Consider the following 15,814-nt stretch of genomic DNA (forward strand, 5'->3'; position numbering starts at 1 on the left):
AGGGGCGCCGGGTGGTGACCCGGCGCACGGGTGGGCGCCCGCGCCACGCCGCGAATCCGTACGCCGCTGAAGGGCCGCCCACCCCAGGCCCGCCCAGACCCACCGAACCCCCGCCCAGACCCATATCAGGCCCGCCGAAACCCCCGACAGGCCCAGCCGAGGACCAGCCCAGGCCCAGCACGAGAGCCGAAAGATGGCGGCACGTGCCTCGGATCACTTGCGGGACCGGCCCCGACCGGCCCTCGGCGAGCGGCGAGTTGATGCCGGGCGGGAGGCGATGAAGACGAACTCCCTGCCCGGCCGGTCAGGGGCATCGCGTACGTCTTCCACCACAAACCCGTGTGCGACCAGGTCGCGTTCGACTTCCTGGCGCTCACGGAACCGCAGCGTCGAATCCGACGCCAGCACCTGCCCGTCCGCGGCGAACACGTAGTTCCAACGGAAACTCACGAGCGCTCCGGTCACATCGAGCAGGTCCACCCAGCTCTCCACGGTGCCGACGCCGGGCACCTCTGTCACCTTGTGGGAAGCCTCGCGATTCCATGACACCCAGGCCCGCCGCGCCGGGTTCCGCGTCTCGAACGCCAACTGCCCGCCCGGCCGCAGGGCTTCGTAAGCACCGCGCAAGTTCGCCCGCCACGCTTCGGGCTCGGCAATCTCTTGTGCGACGTTCGCCGTCATGGTCGCGAGATCGGCGTGGAGCGGGGGAAGCACTGTCGCGTCCCCGCAGACCCACTGGACCTTCTCGCTGCCGGGCTTGGACTTGGCCACGTCGATCGAAGCCGCAGCGGGGTCGGCGCCGACAACGCCGACCCCGCGCCCGGCCAGGAGAAGAGCGAAGACACCTGTGCCACAGCCGATGTCCAGGACGTGTCCTGCTCCGCACTCTTCCGCGAGGCCGATCCGCGAGGCCGAGGTAGGCATCCAGGTCGCTGCGGTCGGGATCGAGCGGATCATAGATCGCGGCCAGCCGACGCTCCCGGAAAGACTGGAACACCCGGATATCCCGGACATTCCGGAAAGATCGGAAAGCCCGGCAAGCCCGGCAAGCCCGGCAAGCCCGGAAGACCTCGTCATCCATGCCGCGAAGGTACGTGGCCGTGACGGCGCACGACAGACTCCGCACCCGCTCACGTCAGGCAGAGCAGCGCCCTGACGTGCGATGTCTCAGATCGAGCGAGACGCTGAGGCCCAACTGGCGACGGGCAACGAGCGACAGGTGACCGGAGGCGGGTGACCGGAGGCGGGGGTGGAGCCCGACATGCTGCCGTCGGACGGCCTTCTAGGGCCGGACATAGGGCCGGGTCATGATCTCCATGTTGTGGCCGTCCGGGTCGGCGAAGTACGCGCCCCGTCCCCCGAAGAGGCGGTTGATACGGCCGGGTTCGGTGTGGTGGGGGTCGGCGTAGTGGACGACCTCGACCGCGTCCAGCCGGGCGATCATGGTGTCGAACTGCTCGTCGGGAACGAGGAACGCGTAGTGCTGGGGCTGGATCGGCTCGTCGCGCTTTTCGTAGTAGTCGAGCGTCACACCGTTGCCGAGGTCGACGGGCAGGAACGGCCCGAACGGAGCGCTGACTTTCAGGCCCAGGATCGTGGCGATGAACTCGGCCGAAAGCTGGCGGTCGGCGGCGTAAACAGCGGTGTGGTTCAACTGGACGCCGGCCGTGGCCAACGGGGAGTTGTTTTCGTGCCGCTGCTGATCTAGTGACATCTGAGGCGTGTCTCCGGGTCTTGAATCCGCTGGGCAGAGCGCCGTGCGAGGGCTCTGGGAGGGCGCTGGAAGTGCGCTGCGCTGGAAGAGCGCTGGGAGGGAAGATCCGGAGAGGGGGCGGGGCTCTTGCCCGCCTCGCGCTCACGCCGAGGCCGGGCGCCTCACTCGTGTGTGGCCCATGGCCGACCCGGCAGTCACCTGGGCGACCTTAGTGCGCACCCTGGGGCGGGGCAACTGTGCTTTTTCGGGGCGGACAGGAGGATTTCGAGGTCCGTTGGGCTGGGATCGCGGCGGTGGGACAGGGCGATGGAGATGGAGGTGGAGGTGGAGGTGGAGGTGGTGACGACGATGGCGATGGCATCGCCCGCGCCTGCGAGCCCAGGATGTACGCGGGGAAGGTCTGTTCCGAGGTCGGATATCAACGCGCGCACGACAACTCCTGGTGAAGGCAGCGGAGTCAGGCCCTGGTGAAGGCAGCGGAGTCAGGCCCTGGTGAATGTGGAGGTGTCAGGCCGTCGCGGTCACAGAGCCGAGGTGGTGCGGGAAGCGGACGCAGACCGCGGCGGACGCGGTCGCGGCGGCGAGGACCATCGCGCTGCCGAGCAGCAGTGCCTGCTGGTAACCGTGGTGGAGCAGCGGGGCGGCCAGCAACGGGCCGAGGATCTGGCCGATGCTGTATCCGGCGGTCAACAGGGCCACGGCCCGGGGCACTCGCAGATGGCTGCCGATGGACAGGGCGATGGTGCTGACGCCCATGAAGGTGGCGCCGAACAGGACGGCGGAGACGAGCGCGGACGTGGCGCCGCCGAGCAGCGCGGGCAGGGCGATACCGGCGGCCTGGATGGTCAGCGAGGTGAGCAGGAGGGCCGGGCGGGACCAGCGGCGGGCCAGGCGGGTCCACAGCGCACAGGAGGGCAGGGCGGCGAGGCCGACCACGATCCAGGCTCCGCCGCCGAGCCTGCCGCCCACATCCTTTTGGATCGCGGCGACCAGGAAGGTTCCGGCGATGATGTAGCCGATGCCCTCGAAGGTGTAGCTGGCGAACAGGGCGAGGAACCAGCGGTGGGTACGGGGTCGTTCGGCGTGCGGCGCCGCAGGAGTTCTGGTGCCGGCGGCTTCCGGCTGCAGAGCGAGCCGCCAGGCCGGGGCGCCTAGTACGGCGGCGAGCGCGGCGCAGGTCCACCAGGCGGCCTGCCAGGTGGAGGCGGCCTGCACCGCGGCGACCAGCAGACCGGACAGGGCGATCCCGGCACCGACCCCGCCGAAGCCCCAGCCGACCAGGTGGTGGGCGTGGGGGTGGGGGTGGGTTTGAAGGCGGGAGAGCATCGCGCTGACGGCGATCACGAAGACCAGCGCACTGGCGGCACCGGCCACGAGGCGCAGGCCGAACCAGGCGGTGCCGTCGTGCGTGACCGGCATGAGCGCCAGCGTCGCCACCAGGACGAGGAGCGAACTGCGCAGCGCCAGGGTGGACCGTACGAGGGCGGGGGCGGCGATGCCGGCCAGGGCACCGGCGAGGTAGCCGGCGAAGTTCGCCGTGGCCAGGTTCGCCCCGAGCGCCGAGGAGAGTCCCGCCTGCTCGTGCATGAGGGGAAGGATCGGGGTGTAGACGAATCGGCCGATCCCCATCGCCACGGCGAGGGCGGACGCGGCCTGGGCGACGATCGCCCACGGCGACGGTGTTCCCGGGCGGGGCGGAGCCGATATCTTTCCGGCCACCGGGGGCCGGACGGCTGCTGACGACTTCACTGCTGGGGCACCTTCCTGGTGTGGTCCACGGGCTGTCTTCGACGCTAAGCAGCCCCTGCGCACCTGTGAAATGCCGATTACGCTGCCACTATGCGCCGCAGGCATGGCTGGCGTGATGCGTCGGAGGCGTCGCAGGCAGGGCTGCCGTCATGCAGCGGAGGGCGCCGCAGGCATGGCAGACACGGACGAGTGAGCGGACACGGACGAGTGAGAGGGGCGGCCGGGGCATGGACGTCACGGACGTGGAGCTGCGCCACCTGCGGGCCTTCACGGCCGTGGCCCGCCACCGCTCGTTCTCCCGGGCCGCCGGGGAACTGCTGATCACGCAGCCGGCCCTGAGCCGCACCATCGCGCAACTGGAGGGCAAGCTGAGTGTCCGCCTGCTGGACCGCTCCTCGCGGCACGTCGAACTGACCGAGACCGGCGCACAGTTCCTCGTACACGCCGAGCGGGTCCTGGCGACCATGGACGAGGCTCTCGCGTCGGTGAGCCGCCGCGTCACGCTGCGCCTCGGCTTCAGCTGGCTGCTGCCCGACCCCTGGGCACAGCAGACGGTCAGCTCCTTCGAGAAGACCACGGGCGCCTCAGTCGTCCTGACGCGCACCGACGACCCCCTCCAGGCCCTGCGCCGCCACACCGTCGATATCGCGTTCGTCCGCGGAGACGTCGAAACCCCCAGCGGCGCCCGTGCCGTACGGCTGGCCGACGAACCGCGCATCGCCGTGTGCTCCGAGCACTGCGACCTGGCACGCATGGACCACCTGGCCTGGTCGGACGTGCGGCACTGGCCACTGGTCGTCAACACGGTCAGCGGCACCACCGGCCCCTGGTCCTGGCCCGCCGACCTGCGCCCGGCCCAGATCATCGAGACAGCCAACTACGACGAGTGGCTGGAGACGGTCGCCACCGGCCGCGGTATCGGCATCGTCCCCGAGGTCGCCCGCCGCCGCACCCGGCATCCGGCCCTCCGCTTCGTACCCCTGACCGGCGCCCCGCCCAGCCCGGTCAGCCTCATCCACCGCCAGGACGCACCCCAGCGCACCCTGATCCGCCAGTTCCTGGACGCCGCCCTCTGGGGCTCAACGCCCTGACGCGCGCGGCGGCGCGCCGATGGGCTGCGTCCATGCCTGTTATCCATGCATGCGTCGTGCCAGGCATTTCCGGCCGGACAAGGCGGTCATTAGCGTCGGTCACACGACAGGCAACAAGCCACAACACGGCAACAGGGCAACAGGCGACACACGCCCGACCCGGCCACGCAGCACCACACCCCGACCACGCAGCGAGGACGCCGATGAGCACGGCACAACTGCCCCGGCAGGAATGCGCGATCACCGTCCCGGGCGGCCCCACGGCGGTCATCGACCTCGGCGGGCTGCGCATCGTCAGCGATCCGACCTTCGACGAGCCCGGCCCGCACGGATACCTCACCAAGACGGCCGGTCCCGCAGCCGACGAGAACGCGGTGGGGCCAGTGGATCTGGTGCTGGTCAGCCACGACAGCCACGCGGACAACTTCGACGAGCGTGGCCGCGCCTTCGCGCGGGCAGCCCCGCTGCTGCACACCGCCACGGGCGGCGCCGAGCGCCTCGGCACTCCCGCGACCGGCCTCGCCGCCTGGCAGACCCACACCCTCGAACGCCCGGACGGCGGCGATCTCAGCGTCACAGCGGTGCCCGCGGTCCACGGCCCCGAGGACGGCGAACGCGACGACGGCCACGTCAACTGCCAGGTCATCGGGTTCGTGCTGGCGGGACAGGGGCTTCCCACCGTCTATGTGAGCGGCGACAACGCCTCGATCCGTACGGTCGCGGAGATCTCCCGCGAGGCGCCGCGCATCGACGTGGCCGTGCTGCACGCGGGAGCGGCACGCGTCCCGGCGAAGTTCGACGGCCGTCCGCTGTCCCTGGACAGCCGCGGCGCCGCCGCAGCCGCCGTCCTCGGCGCGGACCTCGTCATCCCGGCCCACTACGACGGCTGGGCGCACTTCTCCGAGGGCCGGTCTGAGATCGAGCACGCTTTCTACGAGGCCGGCCTGTCGTCCCTGCCGGCGGTCGCCGACCACGGCACCTGGGTACGGCTGCCCCGCTGACCTGCCCACCCCACAGCCCTCCGCACCACACACGACGCCCCACACCCCACACAAGGAGCCACCGGCATGCCTCTGGTACGCATCGATCTCATCCGTGGCCGCCGTCCCGACGAGCTACGGGCCATCGCCGACGCGACGCACCGCTCGCTGGTGGACGTGCTGGGCATCCCCGAGCGGGACAGGTTCCAGATCGTCACCGAGCACGACGCCGACCACGTCATCGCCCTCGACGCCGGACTCGGCTTCGAGCGCAGCGACCAGCTGGTGATGATCCAGATCTTCACCCAGGAAGGCCGCACCACCGAGGTCAAGCAACGCGTTTTCCGCACCCTCGCGGAACGGCTGGAATCCCTCGGTATCGGTGGCGAGGACGTCTTCGTCTCCGTCTTCGAGAACGGCCCCCAGGACTGGTCGTTCGGCTTCGGGCGCGCCCAGTACACCGAGGGAGCCCTGCCCGTCCCCGGCCGCTGACCGCCCCGGGCCCGGTCGCGGCCGTCGCCGCTTCAGCAGCCGCACGCGCTCAGAGGGCGAGGACGGCTGCCTCGGGCCGCTGCGGGCCGAGTCAGTGCACCCGTGTCTGCTCGGTGTGGGGCAGGAGCAGGCCGGTCAGTTCCTCGGCGGCGGTCTTGAGGAGGCGGCCGTCGCGGCTGGCGTGGAGGGTTTCGAGGAGGAAGGCGACGCGGGCGGAGTCCTCGGTCGAGGTGTGGCTCTGGCGGCTGGAGCCGGGGGAGGACTACCCGAGCCATCCCCGTCAGGCCGGAGTCGTGGAGACCGTCAGCGTCACCTCGGGCCAGATGGTCCTCGTCCTCGACGGCACGGAGCACCCCGGCCGGACCGGCCGGACCGGCCAGACCGCCACCTTCGACGGCGACACCCCCCGTACCTACCGCGGAGCGGGCGACGAGACCTGCCACCTGATCATGACGGTCCACCTGCCCCTGGCTCCTCCCCACCTCCTGACCAGACCCTCGCACGCGCATCCCGCAGCCGCCGGTCATCAGGTAGGCGGCATACGGCAGATGTCTCGCCCAGACGACACCTACCGCGCTCAGCCTCGCCAACCCTCCGCACCGCAGGGCCACACTTGCAAGCGAGATGCTTGCAAAAGTTAGCAACAGGGTGCACGCTGGGGGACATGGCCTCGCTCAATGTCGGGAATGTCGGGGAGTTCCTGCGGGAGCAGCGGCGGAACGCGAAGTTGTCCCTGCGGCAGCTCGCCGACGCCGCCGGTGTCTCGAACCCGTACCTGAGTCAGATCGAACGCGGCCTGCGCAAGCCGAGCGCGGAGATCCTCCAGCAGTTGGCCAAGGCACTGCGGATCTCGGCGGAGACGCTCTACGTGCAGGCCGGAATTCTCGACGAGCGCGACCGGCAGGACCTGCTCCAGGTGCCCGCCGCGATCCTCGCGGATCCGTCGATCAACGAACAGCAGAAGCAGGCGCTGCTCCAGATCTACGAGTCGTTCCGCAAGGAGAACGGCCGGGGGCAGGAGGAGCCCGCCCAGGAGGCAGGCCCGGACCGCCCCGGCGCCGGGTCCAGACCTGGCACCGGTTCCGGGCCCGGCACCGGTTCCGGTTCCGGACCTGAGCCCGGGTCCGACGGGCAGCGGACCTGAGAGCAGCAGACGTACGAACGGCAACGCCGGAGCCGCACCGCGGATCAGCCCATGCCGCGAGTTCACGAGCGACGAGTCAACGAGTCAACGAGTTCAGCCGGCCAACGAGTTCAGCCACGGAGGCGCACCCTCATGCCCAACGCGAACGACCTGCGCAAGACCCTCACCGACCCGACGCCGCTCTACTTCGCCGCCGGTGTCCTCGACAAGCTCCGCGAAGAGGCGCCGCAGGCCCTCGCCGCCGTGCGCGAGACGGACCCGAAGGAAGTACAGGCGAAGGTCACCCAGCAGGCCAAGGAGACCCAGGCGAAGGTCAGCGAGACCCTCGGCGGGATCGACACCGACATCAAGAAGCTCCGTGAGCAGGCGCAGCATCTCGCGCTCCAGAGCCTCGGCGTCGCGGCGGAGTACGCGGTCAAGGCCCGTGAGACCTACGACGAACTGGCCGTACGCGGACGCGAGGCGGTCAAGAACTGGCGGGGCGAGGGCGACGACGAGCCCGATGTCACCGAGGTGACGGTGCGGCGCGAGCCCGTGAAGGTCGCCGAGCCCCCGGCCGACACCGCGACGGGCACCCCCTCGAACGGGACGAAGACCGGGCCCGAGTCCGCCTCCGGCACCTCCGCAACCTCCGCAACCTCCGCAACAGGCTCCAGCGCCAAGACCCCCGGGGCCTCCGGATCCTCCGGTTCCGCGGCCGGCAGCAAGAAGAGCGGGACCACCCGCAAGAACGCCACGCCGCGCAAGCCGTCCTCGCCTCCCAAGGCTGGTTCCTGACCGTCCCGACCGTCCTGCCCGCGCGCATCGCCAGACCGCGCATCGGCAGACCGCGCATCGGCAGACGGAGATGGACGGGATACGGACGGGCCGGGCACCATTCACGTGCCCGGCCCGTTCTTCCCGTGCTGGGGTACCGTGACCCGACGGCCAACGGCCCGCCCGCGCCCGGAGAGCGACGAGACAGCGACCGAGACCGACCAGGAGTGTGGACACCATGCTGATGCAGGGCTTCACGACAGTGATGGGGCTGATCAACCTCGTCATCCTCGCCCTGGCAGTGTTCGCCTTTGTCGACGGGGCGATCCGGCGCGAGGACGCCTACCGCGCCGCCGACAAGCAGACCAAGCAGTTCTGGCTGATCATCCTGGGCATCGCCGTCGTGGTGAATCTGCTGCCGATCCCGGGCCTCGGGATGCTCCTCACGCTCGCCGGCCTGGTCGCCAGCATCGTCTACATCGTGGACGTCCGCCCGGCGCTCAAGCAGATCAGCGGTGGCGGCAGAGGCGGTCGCCGCAGGGGCGGCAGCAGCAGCGACGGTCCCTACGGACCGTTCAACGGCCGCTGACCCCCTCCCCTGCCCCGCCGCTCCCGGTTCCCGCCCCCGCACTCCCCGGCCCCCGGCGCTCGGTGGGCCCGAGCACCCCAAGCCCACGCGCCCAAACCCACGCGCCCAAGCCTGGGTGCCCAAGTCCGCTGCTCGCGGCCGGCTCGCCGGGCTCAGCAGTTGAGCGGCTCGGCAGCTCAGCGGTCAGCGGCCCGGTCCAGCAGCAGGACGGCCACATCGTCCGTCAGCTCGCCGCCGTTGAGGTGCCGCACATCGTTCATCGTCGCGTCCAGCAGCCGCTCGCCGCGGGCTCCCTCCGCCATCCGCCGGGAGACGATGTCGAGCATGCCCTGCTGTCCGAGCCGCTCCTTGCCGCCCGCGCCCTCGTCCACGCGGCCCTCGATCAGCCCGTCCGTGTACATCATCAGGCTCCAGGCGCGGCCCAGTGCCACCCGTCGGCGCGGCCAGCGGGCTTTCGGCAGCAGTCCCAGCGCCGGCCCGCTCTCGTCATAGGGCAGCACCCTGGGCGCGGCGCCCCCGGCGCCCGCGAACAGCGGTGAGGGGTGCCCCGCGAGGCAGATGCCCGCGCTGCGGCCGTCGGAGTCGATGTCCACGGTGCACAGCGTCGCGAAGATCTCCTCGCTGGCCCGCTCGTGCTCCAGCACCTTCTGGAGTGTGCTGAGCAGCGCGTCCCCGCACAGCCCGGCGAAGGTCAGCGCGCGCCAGGCGATACGGAGTTCGACGCCGAGGGCGGCCTCGTCCGGGCCGTGGCCGCACACGTCGCCGATCATGGCGTGCACCGTGCCGTCGGGCGTGCGCACGGTGTCGTAGAAGTCGCCGCCGAGCAGGGCGCGGGAGCGGCCGGGGCGGTAGCGCGCGGCGAACCGCAGTTCGCTGCCCTCCAGCAGCGGTCTGGGCAGCAGCCCGCGCTCCAGCCGGGCGTTCTCCTGGGCCCGCAGCCGGGTCTCGGTGAGCTGGCGCTGGGCCAGGTCGTTGCGCTTGCGCTCGACGGCGTAGCGGATGGCGCGGGTCAGCAGCCTGCCGTCGAGTTCGTCGCGGATGAGGTAGTCCTGTGCGCCGACCCGTACGGCGTCGGCGTCGCGCTCCGCGTCGGCGCCGTCGGTGAGCGCCAGCACCGCGTGCCGGGGCGCCATACGCAGGACCCGCCGCAGGATCTCCAGCTCGCCCGACTCCGCCGCAGCGCCCTCGCGAGCCGTCCCGTCGCTGTCCCCGCGGGTCCCCTCCGTCTCCCGCGCCCCTTCGCCCGCCCGCGTACCGAGGCCCGCCCCCGTTCCGGCGCTCACGTCCGTCCCGGCGCTCACGCCCCTCCCGAGGCTCGCGTACGCCCCGCTACTCGCGTAGCACTCGCCACTGGCGTGCCTTTCGCCGTTCGCATGGGGCGCGTGCGGCGCGTCGTACGCGGGTGCCGCGTCGCCCACACGCCCGGCCTCGCCCCCACCGGCCGCGCCGGTCCCGTACCGCGCGCCCCGCACGCGCGTCCCGTCGCCGTCGCCCTGGCCCCGGAGGCGGCACTCCCGCGCGGCGGCGGCGCTGTCCAAACGGTCGCTACGGTCGATGCGGTCGATGCGGTCGGCGCTGTCCCCGCCCGCCTCGTCGCAGGGCAGCGAGAGGTCGAGCAGGATGCAGTGGACATCGTCGGTGAGCAGCCGTGCGGCCTCGGTCAGATTGCGCGCCGTGCGCACCTTGACGGGCCTGCCGCCTTCGTCCAGCATGCGCGGCACGCTCAGGGCACCCGCCGGATCGTCCTCGATCACGAGCAGGGTCAGACCGATGCCGCCCGCGCCCTGCTGCTCCGCGGGCGGAGCCTGGCCGGACACGGCCTGTGCCGCCGTCTGCGGCGCGGAGGCCGCTGAAGGCGCGCTTACGGACATGATGGGACCTCTCCCTCCCCCGAGGGCGGCGTGGTGGCGCACCAGATGGCCCGCCACCATGGTTCAGCCCGGAACGCGCGCGCTGGTCGGCCGCTCGTCATCCCGGGCTATCGGACGAGACCTTAGCGCTCTCGCGCACACGTACGGAATGGCTGAGGGCAACCCGCCTTCGTCATATGCCGCCGGAAAAACGGGAGTTCGCCTCTCAAAGGGCAGGAAATGTCGGCCTGTGCATGACCAACGTCACGCGGCCCCCGCCGTGTCCGATCTCACCCCGCCGGCACCGAACACCGCCGGGCACCAGCGTCACACCACCGGGCACCAGCCTCGCCTGCACCGGCATCGCCGGACACCGGCATCGGCTCCGACAGCCCACCGCCCACCCGCCCACGGCGGCGCCGATTCGCAACCCCCGTACGGTGACCCGGCTCACTTGTCGGGCCGTACGACGCCCAGGATCGGCATCGTGCCCGCGCCCTCGACCGTGACCTGCCGCCCGGTGCGCGGCGCGTGCAAGAGCGCGCCGTCGCCGACGTAGATCCCGACGTGGCTCGCGTCCTTCTTGTAGATGATCAGGTCCCCCGGCCGCATCTTCCCGACGGGGACCCTGGGCAGCTGCTTCCACTGCTCCTGCGAGGTGCGCGGAATGCGCTTGCCCGCCGCCCCCCAGGCCCGCATCGTCAGCCCGGAGCAGTCGAAGGTGTCGGGGCCCTCGGCGCCCCACACGTAGTCCTTGCCGATCTGCCGGGACGCCCACGCGATGGCGCGCCGACCGGCCGGGGACGCCTTGGCCGCGCTCTTCTCCAGGCCCTTGATCGCGCCGGATCTCAGCCACTTGGCCTGCGCCGCCCTGGCGGCCCTGCTCTCCAGCCGCCGCAGCCGCTCGCGCTCCTTCTCCTTGAGCCCCGATTCGATGGACTCGGCCTTCTTCAGCTGCGCGGTGATCTTCTTCTTGGCGGCTTTCTTCTTCTTCCGGTTCTTCTCCAGTTTCTTCCACTCGTCGGTGGCGTCCGCGGCGTAATCCTCCAGCGTGGCGCGGGTCTTGCCGAGGCTGCCGAGGACTCCACGGGTGGCCTGCTGGCCCTTGCGTACGAGGGAGACGTCGTGCAGGAAGCTCGCCGGGTCGTCGGCGAGCATCAGCCTGGCCTCGTCGGGCATGCCGCCGGAGCGGTACTGCGCGCGGGCCATGGCGCCCGCGGTGGTGGTGAGCTTGTCGAGCTTGCCCTGGGTGGAGTCGATGCGCTTGGCGAGCTGGACGATGGCTTTCTGCTGCTTCTCGACCTTGTCCTCGGCCGCGTTGTAGGCGTCCGTCGCGGACTCGGCGCGATCGTGCAGCCGCTCGATGTCCTTGCGGATCCGCTCCAGGTCGGGTTTGCCCAGATGGGGCTCATCCGGCCTGGGGTTGTCCGGTTCGGCGCGGGGTCCGGGCTTCCCGGGCCCGGGCGTGCGGGGCTCCGCGTGAGCCGTGCCGAGTGCGGACCCGGCGAGGAGCGCCGTGGCGCAGGCGACGACGAGGGCGCCGCGCATGCCGCGCACCCTGGCACCGTGCGTGCCCTGTGCGTCACGCGGCGCCGAGGTGCCGCGCGTGCCGGGCACCCCGGGAGAGCCGTCTCGTTCCGATAAGAGGGTCGAACTGGTCTGCGGCCACCCCACCCGGGCCACCCCCTGTTTGTATGGTCAACTGAGGCCAACTCAGCGGATGGTGCCATGCCGTCCCCGAAACCGACAGAGCCGTGTACTGATGAGTACGCGCCGGGAGAGAGTCCCCGTCGGCGGCGGGGGTACGAGTGCGGCGGGCCGCACCGGGGGTGCGAGGCCCCCGGCAGACTGGGGCACCGGGCTGACCGCCGAGGTTCACTCCGCGTTCACTCAGCTCCGTTGGCCGATTCACCTGATCTGCCTAATTTCGGCCGTACCAAGAGCGCGTCGCTCCGTTCAGCGGGGACCGCGCCCCATAGCCAGAGAGCCAGACGGCCGCCCGGCCGCCTCTCCGGGTCCAGGAAGGAACTGAACGAAAGTGAAGCTTCAGCGCACCAACCGGCTCAGCGCCGTAGCTCTCGGCGCTCTCGCGGCCTGTGGCGCCCTGGTCCTGAGCGCCTGCGGCTCGGACAACAACTCCGGTGGATCCGGCGGCGAGAACACCAAGGCCGCCAGCAAGATCAAGTGTGACGGTGAGGGCAAGCTGCTCGCCTCCGGCTCCAGCGCGCAGAAGAACGCGATGGACGTGTGGACGCAGACCTACCAGTCGGCGTGCGGCAACACCCAGCTCAACTACAAGCCCACCGGATCGGGCGCGGGCATCCAGGAGTTCCTCCAGGGCAAGACGGCCTTCGCGGGCTCGGACTCGGCGCTCAAGCCGGACGAGGTCGCCCAGTCCAAGAAGGTCTGCAAGGGCGGCCAGGGCATCAACCTGCCGATGGTCGGCGGCCCGGTGGCCGTCACCTACAACGTCAGCGGCGTCGATGACCTGGTGCTGAACGCCGACGTGCTGGGCAAGATCTTCGACTCGAAGATCACCAAGTGGAACGACCCGGAGATCAAGAAGCTCAACCCGGACGCGAAGCTGCCGGGCACCAAGATCCAGGCGTTCCACCGCTCGGACGAGTCGGGCACCACCGACAACTTCACCAAGTACCTCAACACCGCGGCCCCGGCCGCCTGGAAGCACGAGCCCGCCAAGGCGTGGGCCGGCAAGGGCGGCCAGGGCGCCGACGGCTCCTCCGGCATCGCGACGAACGTCAAGCAGAACGACGGCGCCATCGGCTACGTCGAGCTGTCCTACGCGACCGGCAACGACCTGAACACCGTCAAGCTCGACACCGGTGCCAGCGCGCCCGTCGAGGCCACGACGGACAACGCCTCCAAGGCCATCTCGGAGGCCAAGGTCGTCGGCAAGGGCAAGGACCTCGCCCTCGACCTGAACTACAAGACGAAGGCGGACGGCGCCTACCCGATCGTCCTGGCGACCTACGAGGTCACCTGCGACAAGGGCAACAAGAAGGAGTCGCTGAAGGCGACGAAGTCCTTCCTGAAGTACACCGCGAGCGAGGACGGCCAAAAGGCCCTCTCCGACAAGGGCTACGCGCCGATCCCCGACGAGATCATCGGCAAGGTCCGCACGACGGTGGACAGCCTGAGCTGACCTGAACCGCCGTTGCCGCGGGCCTCCCCGCGGCAACGGCGACAGCAGAAGCAGAAGCAGCAGAAGAACGGCAACAGCGAGACGGAGCGGTCCGGCGGTGCCGAACCCACCGCCACCGCTCCCTCGCACGCCACACCGCGCCCCAAATATCCCGGAAAGCGCGGAAAGTGAACATCCGGTGCACCGCCAAGGGCTGGTCCGCGCAGCAACGCGAAGCGCGCAGCGGCCCGCACCAGTCAGACCGGAGAAACCATGGCTACAGAAAACCCGCCCGTCAGGGGTGGGACCCGCAAGGGCGACAAGATATTCCTCGGTCTCTCCAAGGGGTCCGGAATCGCCCTCCTGGTGATCATGGCCGCCATCGCGGTCTTCCTCACCTGGCGCGCCGCGCTGGCCATCGGCGCCGACGAAGGCAACTTCCTCACCACCTTCGAGTGGGACGCCAACGCGGACCCGCCCGTCTTCGGCATCGCCGTCCTGGCCTTCGGTACCGTCGTCAGCTCGATCATCGCGATGGTGCTGGCCGTACCCGTCGCCGTCGGCATCGCGCTGTTCATCTCCCACTACGCGCCGCGCAAGCTCGCGACCCCCCTCGGCTATGTGATCGACCTGCTGGCCGCCGTTCCCTCGATCGTGTACGGCCTGTGGGGCGCGCTCTTCCTCGTCCCCCATCTGACCGGCCTCTACGAGTGGCTGGACGGCTTCCTGGGCTGGACCGGGCTGTTCACCTACGGCGGCGGCGCCGCGCGCTCCCTGTTCACCGTCGGGATCCTGCTGGCGATCATGATCTTGCCGATCGTCACCAACGTCTCCCGCGAGGTCTTCCGGCAGGCGCCCAAGATGCACGAGGAGGCCGCGCTCGCGCTGGGCGCCACCCGCTGGGAGGTCATCCGCATGTCGGTGCTGCCCTTCGGCCGCTCCGGCGTGATCAGCGCCTCGATGCTGGGCCTGGGCCGCGCGCTGGGCGAGACGATGGCCGTCGCCACGGTCCTCTCCCCCAGCTTCCTGATCAGCGCCAGCCTGCTCGACCCGGGCGGCGGCACCTTCGCGCAGAACATCGCCGCCGGCTTCAAGGAGGCCGGATCCATGGGCCGTGACGCGCTGATCGCCTCCGGCCTGGTCCTGTTCCTCATCACCCTGCTGGTCAACGGCGCGGCCCGGCTGATCATCGCCCGCCGCAAGGAGTACTCGGGAGCGAACGCCTGATGAGCCAGACATTCGCCACCAACCCCGCCGAAGCCCCCGTGGAACCCGACCAGCCGACCCCCACCCTGCGCCAGCCCCGGCTGCCGCGCTGGGCCCCGCTCGGGATCGCCGCGGCCTCGGTCGCGCTCGGCGTCGCCATCGGCGTGCTGGGCGGACTGGACAGCCGCGTCCAGTGGGGCCTGATCGCCGCACTGCTCTATGTCGCACTCACCGCCGCCCTGGCCGGCGCGGTCGAGGGCGGCCGGCAGGCCAAGGACCGGCTGGCCACCAGCCTCATCTGGGTCTGCTTCCTGATCGCCGTCATCCCGCTGGCCTCCCTCATCTGGGAGACGATCGCGCGGGGTTCGAAGATCCTGGACGGCTACTTCCTGAGTCACTCCATGAACGGAGTGATCACCCTGGAGCCGGGCGGCGGCATCTACCACGCGCTGATCGGCACCCTGGAACAGGTGGGCATCGCCACCGTGATCGCCGCGCCCATCGGGCTGCTGACCGCGATCTACCTGGTGGAGTACGGCACCGGCAAGCTGGCCAAGGCCGTCACCTTCTTCGTGGACGTCATGACCGGCATCCCCTCGATCGTCGCCGGCCTGTTCGTCCTCTCCTTCTGGATCATCATCCTCGACTTCGGATACTCGGGCTTCGCGGGCGCCATGGCGCTGGCCATCTTGATGATGCCGATCGTCGTCCGCTCGACGGAGGAGATGCTCAAGCTCGTCCCCAACGAGCTGCGCGAGGCGTCGCTCGCCCTGGGCGTGCCCAAGTGGAAGACGATCCTCAAGGTCGTGCTGCCCACCGCCATCGGCGGCATCACGACGGGCATCATGCTGGCCGTCGCACGCATCGCGGGCGAGTCGGCCCCCGTCCTGCTGCTGGTCTTCGGCTCGGCCCAGATCAACGCGAACCCCTTCGAAGGCGCCCAGTCCTCGCTGCCGTACTACATCTACGAGCAGTGGGCCAACGGCAACGTGCCGTCCTACGACCGCGCCTGGGCAGCCGCCCTCGTGCTGATCGCCTTCGTCATGATCCTCAACCTGGTCGCCCGCGGCATCGCCCGCTGGAAGGCCCCCAAGCACTAAG

At 70.6% G+C, this 15,814-nt stretch carries 13 protein-coding genes and 2 pseudogenes; 10 read left to right on the top strand and 5 right to left on the bottom strand.

Annotation, left to right across the window (positions count from 1 at the left end; translation table 11 throughout):
• Positions 1-213 precede the first annotated feature (213 nt).
• From ABD339_RS20790 to ABD339_RS20800, 3 genes and pseudogenes are all read right to left on the bottom strand, one after another.
• Positions 214-997, bottom strand: a pseudogene (locus ABD339_RS20790) (class I SAM-dependent methyltransferase).
• A 285-nt stretch (positions 998-1,282) separates the two neighbouring features.
• The gene (locus ABD339_RS20795; RefSeq protein ID WP_344567898.1) at positions 1,283-1,714 is read right to left on the bottom strand and encodes a VOC family protein; all 432 of its coding nucleotides are present in this window, start codon (positions 1,712-1,714) and stop codon (positions 1,283-1,285) included.
• 507 nt (positions 1,715-2,221) lie between these two features.
• On the bottom strand, positions 2,222-3,343 hold the full coding sequence (locus tag ABD339_RS20800; RefSeq protein WP_344567943.1) for a YbfB/YjiJ family MFS transporter: 1,122 nt from the start codon (positions 3,341-3,343) through the stop codon (positions 2,222-2,224).
• A 347-nt stretch (positions 3,344-3,690) separates the two neighbouring features.
• Between ABD339_RS20800 and ABD339_RS20805 the strand changes: the two genes are divergently transcribed.
• The 7 genes and pseudogenes from ABD339_RS20805 to ABD339_RS20835 all read left to right on the top strand — a co-directional run bounded on the left by ABD339_RS20805 (position 3,691) and on the right by ABD339_RS20835 (position 8,515).
• Positions 3,691-4,554, top strand: coding sequence for a LysR family transcriptional regulator (locus tag ABD339_RS20805; RefSeq protein ID WP_344567899.1), 864 nt, complete (start codon positions 3,691-3,693; stop codon positions 4,552-4,554).
• A 203-nt stretch (positions 4,555-4,757) separates the two neighbouring features.
• On the top strand, positions 4,758-5,555 hold the full coding sequence (locus tag ABD339_RS20810; protein ID WP_344567900.1) for an MBL fold metallo-hydrolase: 798 nt from the start codon (positions 4,758-4,760) through the stop codon (positions 5,553-5,555).
• 66 nt (positions 5,556-5,621) lie between these two features.
• Positions 5,622-6,026, top strand: coding sequence for a tautomerase family protein (locus ABD339_RS20815; protein ID WP_344567901.1), 405 nt, complete (start codon positions 5,622-5,624; stop codon positions 6,024-6,026).
• Positions 6,027-6,247: 221 nt separating this feature from the next.
• Positions 6,248-6,502: pseudogene (locus ABD339_RS20820) on the top strand (cupin domain-containing protein); the annotation flags it as partial.
• Between the two features lie 188 nt (positions 6,503-6,690).
• Positions 6,691-7,170, top strand: a complete 480-nt coding sequence (locus ABD339_RS20825; RefSeq protein ID WP_344567902.1) for a helix-turn-helix domain-containing protein — start codon at positions 6,691-6,693, stop codon at positions 7,168-7,170.
• A gap of 132 nt (positions 7,171-7,302) precedes the next feature.
• The gene (locus tag ABD339_RS20830) at positions 7,303-7,947 is read left to right on the top strand and encodes a hypothetical protein (protein ID WP_344567903.1); all 645 of its coding nucleotides are present in this window, start codon (positions 7,303-7,305) and stop codon (positions 7,945-7,947) included.
• 217 nt (positions 7,948-8,164) lie between these two features.
• Entirely contained in the window at positions 8,165-8,515 is a 351-nt protein-coding gene (locus tag ABD339_RS20835) for a DUF2516 family protein (protein WP_344567904.1), read from the top strand.
• A gap of 176 nt (positions 8,516-8,691) precedes the next feature.
• On the opposite strand, the gene ABD339_RS20840 is transcribed toward ABD339_RS20835, so the two are convergent.
• Positions 8,692-10,386: a SpoIIE family protein phosphatase gene (locus tag ABD339_RS20840; protein ID WP_344567905.1), complete on the bottom strand. Its 1,695-nt coding sequence runs from the start codon at positions 10,384-10,386 to the stop codon at positions 8,692-8,694.
• Positions 10,387-10,815: 429 nt separating this feature from the next.
• Positions 10,816-11,913, bottom strand: a complete 1,098-nt coding sequence (locus ABD339_RS20845) for a C40 family peptidase (RefSeq protein ID WP_344567944.1) — start codon at positions 11,911-11,913, stop codon at positions 10,816-10,818.
• Positions 11,914-12,403: 490 nt separating this feature from the next.
• Here ABD339_RS20845 and pstS point away from each other — a divergent pair, with 490 nt between their 5' ends.
• From pstS to pstA, 3 genes are all read left to right on the top strand, one after another.
• On the top strand, positions 12,404-13,528 hold the full coding sequence (gene pstS, locus ABD339_RS20850) for a phosphate ABC transporter substrate-binding protein PstS (RefSeq protein ID WP_344567906.1): 1,125 nt from the start codon (positions 12,404-12,406) through the stop codon (positions 13,526-13,528).
• Positions 13,529-13,780: 252 nt separating this feature from the next.
• Positions 13,781-14,734, top strand: a complete 954-nt coding sequence (gene pstC, locus ABD339_RS20855; protein WP_344567907.1) for a phosphate ABC transporter permease subunit PstC — start codon at positions 13,781-13,783, stop codon at positions 14,732-14,734.
• Positions 14,734-15,813 carry a phosphate ABC transporter permease PstA gene (pstA, locus tag ABD339_RS20860; protein WP_344567908.1) on the top strand — a complete coding sequence of 360 codons (1,080 nt, stop codon included), beginning with the start codon at positions 14,734-14,736 and terminating at the stop codon, positions 15,811-15,813. Before pstC ends, pstA begins: the two co-directional genes overlap by 1 nt.
• Position 15,814 lies beyond the last annotated feature (1 nt).

The organism is Streptomyces axinellae (assembly GCF_039532135.1).
In the GTDB taxonomy this organism is placed as follows: Bacteria; Actinomycetota; Actinomycetes; order Streptomycetales; family Streptomycetaceae; genus Streptomyces; species Streptomyces axinellae.